The sequence below is a fragment of the Cryobacterium lactosi genome (genome assembly GCF_004403945.1).
Taxonomy (GTDB): Bacteria; Actinomycetota; Actinomycetes; order Actinomycetales; family Microbacteriaceae; genus Cryobacterium; species Cryobacterium lactosi.
Genome location: NZ_SOHM01000002.1, coordinates 83799 through 96430 on the forward strand (window position 1 = coordinate 83799; position 12632 = coordinate 96430).

The window sequence follows — 12632 nt, forward strand, 5'->3', positions numbered from 1 at the left end:
AGCCGGATGCTGACATGCGCCCGCCGGGTTTTTCCGGTTTTACCGGGTCATACGGATGCCTACGCGGCCAACCCGTGCGACCGGCGACCGTCCGCTCCCACGTTGCCGGCGGCCACATCCGTGCCGTCGGGAACCCGGGTGTCCCGGTCCAGGCGCACGCCAGCGGCGATGCGCACGTTACGGCCGATGCGCACGTGGCTGCCCAGGTGGGCGCCGCCGGCGACGAGGCTGCCCTCGCCGATGTGCACATTCTGGCCGATGAACACCTTGTCGCCGATGACGACGTCGTGGTCGATCCAACTGCCGGGCCCGACCCACGATTCCCGCCCCACCCGCGCACCGGATTCGATGTAGGCGGACTCGGAAATGAACGCGCTGGGTTGCACGGTCGACTTGCCCGAGACCCACCCGTTGCCGTTGGGGTGCCTGCGGTACTTCTCGATCACGCCGGTCTCGACTTCCACGTCGATGTTCTTGCGCACTGGGGCTCCTCCCGTGACGCTCGTTGTTTGCGCCAATCGGCGCCGATGCGCCGATTGCGCGCCCGGGGCCGAAGTACAGCACACCAGAATGAGCGTCAACACCGACAGAAACACCGCGAATTCGCAGGACATTCCGGGTGAGAGCCCAGTCCCAGCAAACTCGCGGCTGGCTCCGTGAGCGACCGAACGGTTCTATGCTGCCCGTAGCAACGAATAGGGCCACGGATTGGGGGTATGGATGTCGATCGAGTCGGGTGCCTTGACGGCCGACCAGCGCACCGAGCTGCTCAACTACGAGGTCGGCCGGTTCGCGCTGGAAGGCTGGACGGTCAGCAGCGTGGCCGGGTTCCAGGCCGTGTTGCAGCGGAAGAAGAGAATCGGGTTCTTCGGAAACGTGTTCCTGACCTTCGTCACCTGGGGCCTGTGGCTGATCGTCGTGCTGCTGCGCATCCTGAACCGCAGGATCGAATCGTTGATCCTCACCGTGGATCACGCCGGCAGAGTCACCCGGGAGTTCTCCCACCCGCCGGGCACGCTGCTGACAATAAAAATGTGGGCCCCGTCGGGCTCGAACCGACGACCCAAGGATTAAAAGTCCTTTGCTCTACCAACTGAGCTAGAGGCCCGCGGTTAATAACTTAGCGTGGATTGGCAGACGGTTTTTGTGACTAGCGTGGGTGCATCCGCCAGAGACGCCGGCACGGCAACACCCACACATCCGGCGGCGTACCCGACTACGCTGCCGCAAAGCCCAGGAGGAGAGCGATGGCCGACGATTTTCACAAGCCCACCCAGTTCTCGGGTGCGAAGTTCGAGTCGATGATGGGCGGGGAAGATCCCGCGCAGATCAGCCGGATCGCGCACGAGACGGCGCAGGCGCTGATCAACCGGGTGCGGGAGAGCCCAGACCCCGCCGTTGTGGAGCGTCTGGTGGCGTACACCGACGAGCACGGCATCGACGCCGTGGCGGAGTTGTGGTCCCGCGCCACGCCTCGCAGCCTGCCCGGGGCGCTGTGGCGCATCTACCTGGTGCGGTTGCTGATCCGTCAGGATGCGGACGGCACGGCCTACCTGTACCAGCGGGGCATCGATGTTGCGGTCACGATCGACCCCCTCGTCGCGGGCGCCGCGGTGCCGACCGGGCCGGCCGAGATCATCCTGCTCGCCGACGAGATCCTCCGCGGCGTGTTCACCGGAGACTTCGGCATCGCCCTGGACCGTGCTGCTGCGTTCTGCCGGGTGATCGGCGCCGGCTGCGCGAGCGTGGCCGACGATTTCGACAGCACCGAACCGGGCCGCTCCAGCGAGCTGACCACCCGTGCGCTGCGGTTCTCCACCACCGCGTCGGAATTCGCCTCCTGCGCCCGGCTGTGGCGCAACGACTCCCTGGAATAGGCGATGGGAGGCATCCGGGAATGAACTCTCAGCCGATGTCGTTTACACTTGATGCTGGCCGGACCGCAGTAACCCCGGGCTCCAATATTCGCCGTCTAGAACGGCCTCGCGCCGAGAGGCGTTCTGCGGTCCGGCCTTCACTTTGCCCGCTCGCCGGCGTCGCCGGTTCGGCGCATTCCCACAACAATTTTTCGCTCCAGACCAATCCAGCGGGGACTCGGTACCGAACCCTCATCATGGAAGGGGACTGGACCTGACATGCTGGATCTCATGACTGCTGAATTCGACCTCGACGCCTCGTCGACAGCGCCTTCGAAAGAAGAGCTGCTCGCCCGGGTGGCCGACGGCGACCAAACGGCTTTCGGAGAGCTATACGACCAGATCGCTCCGCGGGTGCTTGGCTTGGTCAAGCGCGTGTTGATCGATCACGCACAGTCCGAAGAAGTGACCCAGGAGATTTTTCTGGAGATCTGGCAGACGGCTTCGCGGTATGAGTCACAGCGTGGCGGGGCTTCAACCTGGATCATGACCATGGCGCACCGACGTGCGATCGACCGAATTCGGTCGTCGCAGGCCGGACGCGACCGGGACACGAAAATCGGCATCCGCGACCTCGCGGTGCCGTATGACCACGTCGCCGAAACCGTCGAGGTGAAAATCGAGCATGAAAGGGTGGAGAAGGCGATGTCCAGACTGACCGAACTGCAACGGCAGGCCGTGAGCCTGTCGTACTTCAGCGGTTATAGTCACCGTGAAGTCGCTGACCACCTGCACATTCCGCTCGGCACCGTCAAAACTCGGCTACGCGACGGGTTAATCCGTCTGCGAGATGAACTGGGGGTGGCGTCTTGAGCGACACCGACAAGCCCAACAACAACGTGACCGGCAACGGTTCCGCCGAGAACCCCGCCGACCTGGCCGGTGCCTACGCGCTCAACGCGCTCACCGCCGAGGAAGCCGCCGACTACGAGCGCTACCTGGCCCGGTCCGAGCAGGCGCGCATCGAAGCGGCCGAACTCAGTGACACCGCTGTGGCCCTGGGCCTGGCGGTCGCCCCCGTGCAGCCCTCCAGCGCCCTCAGGGCCAACCTGATGGCTCAGATCGCCACCACCCCGCAGCTCGCACCGCGCACCGCTCCGGCAGCGCCGGTAGAGGCCGCGCCGGCCGCGCCGGCCGACCCCGCCGTCCCGACGGATGCTCCGCCCGCGGCCATCCCGATCGGCTCCGGACGCCGCGCCGCGGACGCCCCGGCCTCCGACACCACGCCGGTGACCTCGGCCGGTTCCGGCTCGGCGGCCGAGCGGGCTCAACGCCGCTGGTTCCAACGCCCCACCGGCTACCTGGTCGCGGCCGCTGCTGCGGTAGCGCTCTTCGTGACCGGCACCTTCGCCGGCCAGGCGATCTACGGTGATCCCAGCCGGGAGTTCGCCCAGGAGCAGGCCGCTGGCCTCGCCGAGATCAACGCGGCCGCCGACACCCAGCGCGCGTCGACCCAGACCGCTGACGGCCAGGACGCCACCCTCGTCTGGTCGGGTGACCTTGGTCTGTCCGCGATCATCGTCGACGATCTGCCCGCCCTCGGTGACGACAAGGACTACCAGCTCTGGTACATCGGCGCGGCCGGACCGGTCTCGGCCGGCACGTTCGACTCCGACGGCTCCGGTACCGCCTGGCGGGTGCTCGACGGCACCATGACCGCCGGCGATACCGTGGGCGTCACCGTGGAACCCAAGGGCGGCTCCGAACAGCCCACCACCGACCCGATCGTGGCCATCCAGAGCTGATCCACGCGCCGCGAGAAGGCATTTGGGGCCAGTGTCGCCTGGCCAGACTGGCCTCAACTGTCTTCTCGCTCGTCGCCGTGGCGCCGAGAGGGCATTTGGGGCCAGTTTTGGTGCGCGAGACTGGCCTCAACTGTCTTCTCGCTCGCCGCACGGCGAACGGGACGGGTTCCGCGGGCCGACGACGACGGGTGGGTAGGCTCGGTGCATGACCCTGCCATTCACGTTGCTCATCGACCCGGAGCCGGCCGACTCCACCCGCACTGATTTCGTGGAGACCTTCCACGAGATCGATTCCGGCGCCCCCGCGTTGCGGGTGGCTGAGCTGAGCACCCAGCGCGGCGATGGCATCTTCGAGACCCTCAGCGTGGTCAACGGGCATCCGCAGGAGGTCGAACCGCACATCAACCGGCTGATCAACTCGGCGCAGATCTGCGACCTGCCCGTACCCAACCCCGCCCAGTGGCGGGCCGCGATCGCCTACGCCGTCGACCGCATCCCCGGCGAGGGCGAACTGGCGCTCAAGTTCGTGCTCAGCCGCGGCGTCGAGCACGGGCCGGCGCCCACCGCCTGGCTGCACGCCACACGCGCGGCGGACTTCAGCGCGGTGCGTGAGAACGGCATCAAGGTGATCACGCTCGACCGGGGCTACCCGCGCGGCGTCGCCGAGCAGGCGCCCTGGCTGCTGATGGGCGCCAAGACCCTCAGCTACGCGATCAACATGGCGGCCCTGCGCGAGGCCAAGCGCCGCGGCGCCGACGACACCATCTTCCTCACCCACGACGGTTACGTCATGGAGGGCCCCACCTCCAGCGTGATCCTGCGCATCGACGGCCGGTACATCACCCCGGCGCCGAGCGGCGCCATCCTGCACGGCACCACCCAGCAGAGCGTGTTCGAGTACCTCACCGCGCACGGTGAGAGCGTCGAGTACCGTGACGTCACCATCGACGAGCTGCGGGCGGCGGATGCGGCGTGGCTGGTCTCCAGCGTGCGCCTCGCCGTCGCTGTGACCGCCCTGGACGGCGTGGAGTTCCCGCACGACACCGAGCTCACCCGCGCCCTGAACGCGTCCCTGCTGGCCCGCACCGCCTAGTTCTGCCCGGCCGTGGCGGCTCTGGCGATGGCAGTCGCCGCGGCCGCCCGTGCCCGGATGTCGTCGAACTGGCCGCGAGCCAGAGTCGACCGGCTTGCGATCCAACTGCAGCCAGCCGAGAACACCGCGGGGTGGGCGAGATAGTCGCCGAGATTCTCCGTCGACACGCCGCCGCTCGGCATGAACCGCACCCCGGGAAACGGCCCGGTCAGCGCGTCGATCAGTGCGAGTCCGCCCAGGGCGGTGGCCGCCGTGCCCGTGGCCGGGGGAGTCGTCACAGTCGGCGAGAGATCTCGTCGGCGGCGTCGATGACCGGTCGGCCCATTGCTGCGAGCTCGGCGGGGTCGAGAACGAACACGAGTGAGCTGACGCAGACCGCCGCCACCGGATAGCCGTTGTTGTCGAGCACGGCAGCGGCGACCGAGCACAGCGAGGGGTCGGCACCGCCGTGGTCGATGGCGAAGCCCGCATCGCGGACCCTGGCCAGGTCGTCTGCGAGATCACGGGTGGCGGCGTCCCCGATCAGGTGGTCCCGCTCGTCGTCGGGGAGAAAAGCCAGCATCGCTTTGCCTGCGGCCGAGGTGAACAGCGGAAGCTGCGAGCCGACATCCGGCGCGATGCTGTAGGACAGTTTTGGATCCACCTTGTGGGTGTAGACGACGGCTTCACCGCTGAGGACGGCAAGGAAGACCGCGTGCTGGGTGGAGCGTTGCAGGCCTGTCAGTGTGGCTTCGATGCCGGACCCGCTGTGTCCCTCCATGCCCGCCGCGAGCACCCGGAGACCATTGCCTGGTTGGTAGAAACCGTCACCCGTGGGCTCGATGTAGCTCTCGTCGGCAAGGATCGTGAGGATGCGATGCACACTCGATTTCGGCATCCCTGTGGCGTCGGCGATGTCGCCCAGGCGCAGTGGATCGTGCGACTGCGCGAGCAGTGACAGCATCCGCAATGCCTTGGAGATGGCGTTTTGCGAGGAATCGACCGTCTTCATTTTTATCTTCGCCTCGCTTGATGTCTGTGCTAGGTTTTCAGGAATCTTAAGTGGAACGCCATTCAGTATTGCGGAACGCGAGAGAAAATGCACGTCTCATTCAAGGGTGTTTGGGCACATCACGCCGAGGCACCTGGTCGAAAGGTAATCCATGACGCCCCCAGCAGTGCCTCAATTCGACACCTCCATCTGGGGTGGCGCGGTCATGAATGCAACAACGGGCCTGCCTGTGCCGGCGACGATCGCCATACGGGACGGTCTCATCGCGGGCGTCTTCTCGGCCGACCACCGCGTCGAGGCAACGGCCACGATCGATGCCCGGGGCCTGCTGGTCACGGCCGGTCTGATCGACCTGCACGCCCACGTGTTCCGCCAGTCCACCGACCTGGCCGTCGATGCGGACCGGATCGGGGTCGACCAGGGTGTCACCACCATCGTCGACGCCGGCAGCACGGGAGCTGTCGACTTCGCCGACTTCCGCGCCCACGTCATCGAACCGGCCGCGACCCGCGTCTACTCGTTCATCAACATCTCCGACACCGGTCTCACCGCCGGCCGCACCGAGCTCAGTCGCATGGAGGATGTGGGGACGCCGGCTCTGCATCGGCTCTTGGGTCAGGAGGCGCACCGTTCCATCCGGGGAATCAAGGCCCGGATGAGCGCATCCGTGGTCGGAGCAAACGGCATCGAGCCGCTCCGCGTCGCCCGACGGTTCGCCAGTGAGTTTTCCCTACCGGTGATGGTGCACGTCGGGACCGAGCCTCCCGTCTACGCCGATGTCTTGGACCTGCTCGTCGAAGGCGATGTGGTCAGCCACGCCTTCCATGGCAAACGCGGCGGACTGTTCGGCGGGGGATCCCGCATCGACCCGGCCGCGTTACGGGCCCGCGACCGCGGAGTGCTCTTCGATGTCGGCCACGGCAGCGCCAGCTTCTCCTTCGAGACGCTCGAACGGGCGTTGGTGGCTGGCTTCGCCCCTGACTTGGCCAGCACCGACCTGCACACCGAGAATGTGGACGGACCCGTGCACAGCCTGGTCACCACGCTCAACAAACTCCTCGCTGTCGGCCTACCGCTGGACCTCGTCCTCGGCTACGCCACGGCCAACGCGGCCGCCGTCCTCGGTGAGAGCGCCACCCTCGGATCCGTACAGATCGGCAAGGTCGCCGACATCAGCCTCCTGCACGTCGGCGACGGCAGCGCCGAACTCACCGACTCCCAGGGGGCTACCCGTCGGGCCGGCCTCACCCTGGCCGCGCGGGGAGCGATCCGGGCCGGTGTCCTGCAGCGGCAGGGGGCGATCTTGTGAGCAGCGCGACCGCCGTTGCCCTTGAGGCGCTCTCCACCAGCATGGCCGTGACAAGCACCGACCGCTCTGACATAGCCGACATCATCACCGCGGTCGAGGTCGTTCTCACCGACTCGGGGTATTCCCTCAGCGCTGACCGCAGACTCGCACTCGCCGCACACGCCCTGGCGTTCAGTCGCCGGATCCGCACAGGCGAACAGCTTCCGGAAATCGACCTACACGATTTTCCGGAGATACCCGAAAAGACCGTCGACGCCCTGCGCAACGCCCTGAACCCGTATTGCGCGACTCACGACAGCGAGCTCACCGACGAGGAGGTCCTGCTCTTCGCCATGCATGTCGAAATCGCTCGCATCGCACCCTGAACCACCGTGCTCTTCCCCCTTGAACAATCGTGACTACCACTGGAGAAATTCTTATGTCAGATCTGCGCTCGCCGGGCTCCTCGGGACCGGCCTCTCTCACTATCGTCATCGGACACCGCCTCGGCAAAGGCCAACAAGTCGCCACCGGTGTGGAGGCCGCAGGGGTCAGGGTGGTCCTGATACCCGGCCCAGCCGGCGACATGCGTGTCGGCGACGTCATGGACGCAGAGGGCGCCGACCTCGGCATCAGCTTCTGTGGCAGCGGCGGCGCCGGAGCAGTGACCGCCAAATCGAAGTACGGCTATGAAATCGAGTTCAACATGCGATCGGCGGATGCCGGCGTGACGGCCGTCCAAACGGGCAAGCAAGTGCTGGGCTTCGGCTTCCTCGACACCGAGGAGCTGGGGTTTCGGATCGCCACGGCGCTGATCAAGAAGCGGGAGGCAACGTCGTGAAGACAGAAACCGTCACCACGAGCATCGTCGGAAAGGGCGACACCAAGGAGCGCGCCCTCTCGGATGTGTTCCGCCAGGTTCCCCAGAGTGTGCGCGAAAAGGTTCCAGGAACGTGCTTCCGCATCCAGCCCGTCGGGGTCGAGGTGAGCAAGGCCGTCGAGTTCTCCAAACGGGAGAAATTCCTCGGGGTCCTATTCGCCCGCACGCGAATCGAATTCAGCATCACAGCCGTGGTCGTCGTCGAAGTCAGCTTCATCGACCTCGATGACGTCGCATTCACGCTCACCCACGAGGCCCTGACTGTGCCCCAGCACCTGCTCCAGCTCCGATGATCCGCGACAACGAAACCGGGTACCGCTCATGAGCGAATGGCTTGTCATCCTGTCCAGCTCGTTGATCATCGGCGCGCTCTGCGGCTTCGGCGCTGGGGCAGGCGTCGCCCGCATGTTTCACGCTCCCAAGGTGCAGGGCGCGGGCGCATTTCGAACCCTCGGCGAGCTGAACGCCTGCGAAAACGACCCCATCGCGCATGGCTCGTTCGGCCTGGGGTTCTTCTTCAACTCCTGGGCCACCGTCGTCGGCTCCGGCGCGCTGACCGGCGATGTCGACCACCGGATCATCCCGCACTGGGCAGCAGCACTGTCGCTCTGGCGCAATAAGAACCTCGACGAAACCCTGCACAATCCCCGACGCATGGCCTGGCTCGGTGCGATCGTCGGCGCCGTGCTCGTCGCCTTCCTCAACTCCACAGCGACCGCGGTCCCGGAAGGGCTCAGGTCGGTGGCAGGAGCGGTATTGGGTCCGGCATCCGCCTGGTTGCTGAACCCGGTGATGCCCGCGATCTTCTGGCTCGCCGCCATCGACGCAGGCCGTCGCGCCGGCGCATGGGGAACGGTGCTCGGCGGACTCGCTCACATGGTGTTCGGTAACGCCGTGCCCGGGATCGTGCTCGGCATCGTCATCGCCAAGGGCGTCGACGATCTCGGCTGGACCAGGGTCACCCGGTCGATCACCGTCGCCGTCGCCCTGCTGTTCGTCGTCAGCGGCTTCCTACGCGGAGTCGACGTGACGCTTCTCACCCAACTGAACCTCAGCATTCCCGACTGGCTGGCCGAATTGCACAGGGTCACCGGAACCGGCCCGTCGAAGTAGGGATAAATCATGGCAATCGATACACGAATCACTCGCAAGGAAAAACTTCAGCCGTGGCAGGGAGGATTCTGGCTCTCGGAGCTGGCCTTCCCCATCTTCATCGCCGCCCTGTGTGCCGGGGTGTTCGCCGGCACGCACATGTTCTACGTCTACGGCACCGGCCTGTTCAACGAGATCGCCATCGGCGCGCTGCTTCAGCAGGGTTTCGACGGCAACGGATACGGCGCAGCCGCCGCTTTCGGGGCCGGCTTCATGCTCGCCCGCATCATCGAGGGGCCGATGGTCGGCATCCTCGACATCGGCGGATCCATCCAAACCGGGGTCGGTATCGGCATCCCAGCGATGCTCATGTCGGTCGGGATCACCGCTCCGTTGGAGAACTTCTGGCTGGCCCTGGCGGTGGGAGCCGTGATCGGGCTGGGGATGGGCTTCCTCATCCTGTCCATTCGCAAGGCAACCGTGGCGTCCAGCGGTGCGCAGAGCACCTTCGGCGCTGACGTGATGATGGGCGCAGGCAACGCCGCGGGCCGCTATCTCGGCCCGCTGATCATCCTCGCGGCCGGCTCCGCGTCCCTGCCGGTGGGGATTGGCGCTCTCATCGGTGCCGGCCTCTTCTACTGGTGGAAGAAGCCTCTGGCCGGAGGCGCCATCCTTGGCGCGATGGCGGCCGGCGCCTTCTTCTCCATTCAGATTCCCGCATGACAACGAACGGAACAGCACGTATGAGTATTTACAGTGACCTGGGCCTCGAGCCCGCGATCAACGCGAGCGGAAAGATGACGGCCCTCGGTGGCAGCGTGCTGGCCCGTGAAGTGACGGAGGCGATGGCCGCCGCTGGTCGGGAGCACGTCGTGATCGCCGACCTCATGGTGGAAGCCGGCCGGTGGATCGCCGGTGTGGTGGGCACCGAGGACGCCTGCGTGTCCAGCGGAGCGTCCTCGGGCGTGGCCATCGCGGTCGCCTCCCTCATCGCGGGCACCGACAAACATCTCATCCAGGGACTTCCCGGCCGGGTGGGTCGACCCTTCGAGGTGGTGATTCAGAAGGGGCATTCGGTGGACTTCGGCGCACCGATCACCCAGATGATCGCGCTGGGCGGCGGCCAGGCCGTGGAGGCCGGGTCGGTCAACCGGGTCGAGGTGTCCGACCTCCGCGGGGCGATCGGTCCGGACACGGCCGCCGTGATGTTCGTGCAATCGCACCACACGGTTCACAAGGGCATGGTCTCGCTCGAGGAGACGATCCGAGTCGCGCATGAGCGCGGCATCCCCGTGATCCTGGACGCCGCCGCCGAGGACGACCTGCAACGGTGGGCATTGTCCGGCGCCGACATCGTCGTGTTCAGCGGCGGAAAGGCCATCGGCGGACCGACCTCCGGCATCCTCTGCGGCAGCCGGGAACTGATGACGGCCGCCCGCGCCCAGTACGCCGGAATCGCCCGGCCCATGAAGGTGGGAAAGGAACAGGTGATGGGGCTCATCGCCGCCCTCACCCTCGGCGGCGTGAGCGACACTGACGCACGCGCCGAGGGTGAGGGGCAGCGGGCACGGATGCAGGCGCTCGCCACCCGCCTCGCCGAACACCCGGGCATCGACGCGTTCGTCGAGCAGGACGATGCCGGGCGGCAGATCTTCCGCACCGTCTTCACCGTGCGACCCGAGTCGGGAACGACCGCGCCCCGCGTCGCGGCCGCGCTGGCGTCCAGCCACCCGCCTATGTACCTGCGCGACAACAAGGCAGCAGCCGGGCAACTCGCCCTCGACCCCCGCCCGCTCTCGGCGGACGAGGAGATCATCCTGCTCGATCGGCTCGACGACATCTTGAGCGCGGCGGCAGCGGCATGAGGGCACTTGGCATCGAGCAGACCGTCGCCCGGATCCGGGCTGGCCGGGTGACGCCGACGGTCAGGGCGGCCGACGCGACCCAGGCTGATGCGTGGGCGCGGCAGATCGGTGCCGGTGGCATTCACACCTTCGAATTCACTGCCACCACCCCAGGCTGGGAGGACGTGCTTCGACACTGGAGCGCGTCAGAACCGGACGCCACCGTCGGGCTGGGCACGGTCACCACCGCCGAGACCGCAGAACGTGCGATCAGCGCGGGCGCCGCCTTCCTCGTGAGCCCCTTCGCCGTACCCGAGGCGCGTGCGGTCGCCGACCGCGCCGGCATCCTCTTCATCGAGGGCGGGTTCAGCCCGAATGAGATCAGGGCAGCAGCGGCACACGGTGTGGCCAAGCTGTTCCCCGCCAACATCGGCGGCATCGGCTACCTCAAGACGTTGCTCTCGGTGCTGCCGGGCGCCCAGATCACGGCCACCGGTGGCATTTCACTGAGCGAGGCAGGCGACTGGCTCGCGGCCGGCGCGCTGGCGGTGAGCATCGGAAGCGACCTGTTCACCCAGCCGGACATCGCCCAAGCGAGCCGAACCCTCCTGGACTCCCTTCGATCGAGCGAGAGGACGGCATGAACGGCGAACGCCTCGTGACGATCAACCGGGATCACGGGCTCCACGCCCGCCCTGCACTCGAGCTGGTTAATGTGGTCAGGGCGTCCGGTCTCTCCGTCACGATCGCCAGCGGCGGGCGGTCGCCGGTGGATGCCGGGAGCTTGTTGGCCGTGATGGCGCAGGGCTTCTCCCAGGGCACCGAGGTGACCCTGGCGGCCACCGGTGAAGGGTGCGACGCGACCCTTCAGCTCGCGGCCGAGATTCTGGCCGCCACCGATTGAATGGATGGTGGGATGCGATCGGCCGCCTCCCACCACGCAGAAACGCCCGGCGGGCGACGAGGCCTGCCGGGCGTCTCCGCGTGGGTGCGGGTTTAGCCGAATCGGCCGGAGACGTAGTCCTCGGTGGCCTGCACGGTGGGGTTGGAGAAGATCGTGGTGGTGTCGTCGTACTCGATGAGCTTGCCCGGCTTGCCGGTGCCCGCGATGTTGAAGAAGGCGGTGCGGTCCGAGACACGGGAGGCCTGCTGCATGTTGTGCGTGACGATGACGATCGTGTAGTCGGTCTTCATCTCCTCGATGAGGTCCTCGATGGCGAGTGTGGAGATCGGGTCGAGGGCCGAGCAGGGCTCGTCCATCAGGATCACGTCGGGCTGCACGGCGATGGCGCGGGCGATGCAGAGACGCTGCTGCTGGCCGCCGGAGAGGCTCGAGCCGGGCTTGTCCAGACGGTCCTTCACCTCGTTCCACAGGTTGGCGCCGCTCAGCGACTTCTCGATCAGGTCGTCGGCGTCGCTCTTGGCCATCCGGCGGTTGTTCAGCTTGACGCCGGCGAGCACGTTGTCGCCGATCGACATGGTGGGGAACGGGTTGGGCCGCTGGAACACCATGCCCACCTGACGGCGCACGAGCACCGGGTCGACGCCGGGGCCGTAGAGGTTGTTGCCGTCGATGAGCACTTCACCGTCGACGTGGGCGCCGGGAATGACCTCGTGCATCCGGTTGAGGGTGCGCAGGAACGTGGACTTGCCGCAGCCGGAGGGGCCGATCAGCGCGGTCACCGTGCGCGGTTCGATGGTCAGCGACACGCCCTCGACGGCGAGGAACTTGCTGTAGTAGACGTCGAGGTCGTTCACTTCAATGCGCTTGGACATGTGTTCC

The 12632-nt window shown here is 66.8% G+C and carries 18 protein-coding genes and 1 tRNA gene; 13 read left to right on the plus strand and 6 right to left on the minus strand.

The window, feature by feature from the left end:
- Window positions 1-59: 59 nt before the first annotated feature.
- The 3 genes from E3T61_RS00495 to E3T61_RS00500 all read right to left on the minus strand — a co-directional run bounded on the left by E3T61_RS00495 (window position 60) and on the right by E3T61_RS00500 (window position 1108).
- Window positions 60-482: a DapH/DapD/GlmU-related protein gene (locus E3T61_RS00495; RefSeq protein WP_166793106.1), complete on the minus strand. Its 423-nt coding sequence runs from the start codon at window positions 480-482 to the stop codon at window positions 60-62.
- 291 nt (window positions 483-773) lie between these two features.
- Window positions 774-965: a hypothetical protein gene (locus tag E3T61_RS21785; RefSeq protein WP_166793107.1), complete on the minus strand. Its 192-nt coding sequence runs from the start codon at window positions 963-965 to the stop codon at window positions 774-776.
- A gap of 70 nt (window positions 966-1035) precedes the next feature.
- Window positions 1036-1108, minus strand: a tRNA-Lys gene (locus tag E3T61_RS00500).
- Between the two features lie 139 nt (window positions 1109-1247).
- Between E3T61_RS00500 and E3T61_RS00505 the strand changes: the two genes are divergently transcribed.
- From E3T61_RS00505 to E3T61_RS00520, 4 genes are all read left to right on the plus strand, one after another.
- Window positions 1248-1877, plus strand: a complete 630-nt coding sequence (locus E3T61_RS00505; RefSeq protein WP_134638973.1) for a DNA-directed RNA polymerase subunit beta — start codon at window positions 1248-1250, stop codon at window positions 1875-1877.
- Window positions 1878-2147: 270 nt separating this feature from the next.
- Entirely contained in the window at window positions 2148-2729 is a 582-nt protein-coding gene (locus E3T61_RS00510; RefSeq protein ID WP_241992307.1) for a sigma-70 family RNA polymerase sigma factor, read from the plus strand.
- Window positions 2726-3661, plus strand: coding sequence for an anti-sigma factor (locus E3T61_RS00515; RefSeq protein ID WP_241992308.1), 936 nt, complete (start codon window positions 2726-2728; stop codon window positions 3659-3661). The genes E3T61_RS00510 and E3T61_RS00515 overlap by 4 nt, the downstream gene beginning before the upstream one ends.
- 205 nt (window positions 3662-3866) lie before the next feature.
- Window positions 3867-4754, plus strand: coding sequence for an aminodeoxychorismate lyase (locus E3T61_RS00520; protein ID WP_134638975.1), 888 nt, complete (start codon window positions 3867-3869; stop codon window positions 4752-4754).
- On the opposite strand, the gene E3T61_RS00525 is transcribed toward E3T61_RS00520, so the two are convergent.
- The gene (locus E3T61_RS00525; protein WP_166793108.1) at window positions 4751-5032 is read right to left on the minus strand and encodes a beta/alpha barrel domain-containing protein; all 282 of its coding nucleotides are present in this window, start codon (window positions 5030-5032) and stop codon (window positions 4751-4753) included. The genes E3T61_RS00520 and E3T61_RS00525 overlap by 4 nt on opposite strands.
- Window positions 5029-5838, minus strand: a complete 810-nt coding sequence (locus E3T61_RS00530; protein ID WP_134638977.1) for an IclR family transcriptional regulator — start codon at window positions 5836-5838, stop codon at window positions 5029-5031. Before E3T61_RS00530 ends, E3T61_RS00525 begins: the two co-directional genes overlap by 4 nt.
- A 58-nt stretch (window positions 5839-5896) precedes the next feature.
- Between E3T61_RS00530 and E3T61_RS00535 the strand changes: the two genes are divergently transcribed.
- From E3T61_RS00535 to E3T61_RS00575, 9 genes are read left to right on the plus strand one after another with little or no spacing between them, the layout of a single operon-like run.
- Complete coding sequence (locus tag E3T61_RS00535) at window positions 5897-7054, plus strand: amidohydrolase/deacetylase family metallohydrolase (protein WP_134638978.1); 1158 nt, start codon at window positions 5897-5899, stop codon at window positions 7052-7054.
- Window positions 7051-7419 carry a hypothetical protein gene (locus E3T61_RS00540; RefSeq protein ID WP_134638979.1) on the plus strand — a complete coding sequence of 123 codons (369 nt, stop codon included), beginning with the start codon at window positions 7051-7053 and terminating at the stop codon, window positions 7417-7419. The genes E3T61_RS00535 and E3T61_RS00540 overlap by 4 nt, the downstream gene beginning before the upstream one ends.
- Before the next feature lie 53 nt (window positions 7420-7472).
- Complete coding sequence (locus E3T61_RS00545; RefSeq protein WP_134638980.1) at window positions 7473-7874, plus strand: SFCGS family glycine-rich protein; 402 nt, start codon at window positions 7473-7475, stop codon at window positions 7872-7874.
- Entirely contained in the window at window positions 7871-8206 is a 336-nt protein-coding gene (locus E3T61_RS00550; RefSeq protein ID WP_166793109.1) for a DUF4312 family protein, read from the plus strand. The genes E3T61_RS00545 and E3T61_RS00550 overlap by 4 nt, the downstream gene beginning before the upstream one ends.
- A 28-nt stretch (window positions 8207-8234) precedes the next feature.
- A complete protein-coding gene (locus E3T61_RS00555) occupies window positions 8235-9026 on the plus strand; it encodes a DUF4311 domain-containing protein (protein ID WP_134638982.1) in 792 nt (263 codons plus the stop codon).
- 9 nt (window positions 9027-9035) lie between these two features.
- The gene (locus E3T61_RS00560) at window positions 9036-9728 is read left to right on the plus strand and encodes a DUF4310 family protein (RefSeq protein ID WP_134638983.1); all 693 of its coding nucleotides are present in this window, start codon (window positions 9036-9038) and stop codon (window positions 9726-9728) included.
- A gap of 20 nt (window positions 9729-9748) precedes the next feature.
- Complete coding sequence (locus E3T61_RS00565) at window positions 9749-10870, plus strand: aminotransferase class V-fold PLP-dependent enzyme (RefSeq protein ID WP_166793110.1); 1122 nt, start codon at window positions 9749-9751, stop codon at window positions 10868-10870.
- Window positions 10867-11493 (plus strand): bifunctional 4-hydroxy-2-oxoglutarate aldolase/2-dehydro-3-deoxy-phosphogluconate aldolase, encoded by a 627-nt coding sequence (locus E3T61_RS00570; RefSeq protein ID WP_134638985.1) that lies wholly within the window; start codon window positions 10867-10869, stop codon window positions 11491-11493. The genes E3T61_RS00565 and E3T61_RS00570 overlap by 4 nt, the downstream gene beginning before the upstream one ends.
- Window positions 11490-11753 (plus strand): HPr family phosphocarrier protein, encoded by a 264-nt coding sequence (locus E3T61_RS00575; protein ID WP_134638986.1) that lies wholly within the window; start codon window positions 11490-11492, stop codon window positions 11751-11753. Before E3T61_RS00570 ends, E3T61_RS00575 begins: the two co-directional genes overlap by 4 nt.
- 92 nt (window positions 11754-11845) lie before the next feature.
- Here E3T61_RS00575 and pstB read toward each other — a convergent pair whose 3' ends face one another.
- Entirely contained in the window at window positions 11846-12625 is a 780-nt protein-coding gene (gene pstB, locus E3T61_RS00580; protein ID WP_134638987.1) for a phosphate ABC transporter ATP-binding protein PstB, read from the minus strand.
- Window positions 12626-12632: the final 7 nt, after the last annotated feature.

Coding starts and splice junctions, on each gene's coding strand:
- E3T61_RS00505 (WP_134638973.1), top strand. CDS start 1,248: ATGGCCGACGATTTTCACAAGCCCACCCAGTTCTCGGGTGCGAAGTTC.
- E3T61_RS00510 (WP_241992307.1), top strand. CDS start 2,148: ATGACTGCTGAATTCGACCTCGACGCCTCGTCGACAGCGCCTTCGAAA.
- E3T61_RS00520 (WP_134638975.1), top strand. CDS start 3,867: ATGACCCTGCCATTCACGTTGCTCATCGACCCGGAGCCGGCCGACTCC.
- E3T61_RS00535 (WP_134638978.1), top strand. CDS start 5,897: ATGACGCCCCCAGCAGTGCCTCAATTCGACACCTCCATCTGGGGTGGC.
- E3T61_RS00545 (WP_134638980.1), top strand. CDS start 7,473: ATGTCAGATCTGCGCTCGCCGGGCTCCTCGGGACCGGCCTCTCTCACT.
- E3T61_RS00555 (WP_134638982.1), top strand. CDS start 8,235: ATGAGCGAATGGCTTGTCATCCTGTCCAGCTCGTTGATCATCGGCGCG.
- E3T61_RS00560 (WP_134638983.1), top strand. CDS start 9,036: ATGGCAATCGATACACGAATCACTCGCAAGGAAAAACTTCAGCCGTGG.
- E3T61_RS00565 (WP_166793110.1), top strand. CDS start 9,749: ATGAGTATTTACAGTGACCTGGGCCTCGAGCCCGCGATCAACGCGAGC.
- E3T61_RS00570 (WP_134638985.1), top strand. CDS start 10,867: ATGAGGGCACTTGGCATCGAGCAGACCGTCGCCCGGATCCGGGCTGGC.
- E3T61_RS00575 (WP_134638986.1), top strand. CDS start 11,490: ATGAACGGCGAACGCCTCGTGACGATCAACCGGGATCACGGGCTCCAC.
- pstB (WP_134638987.1), bottom strand. CDS start 12,625: ATGTCCAAGCGCATTGAAGTGAACGACCTCGACGTCTACTACAGCAAG.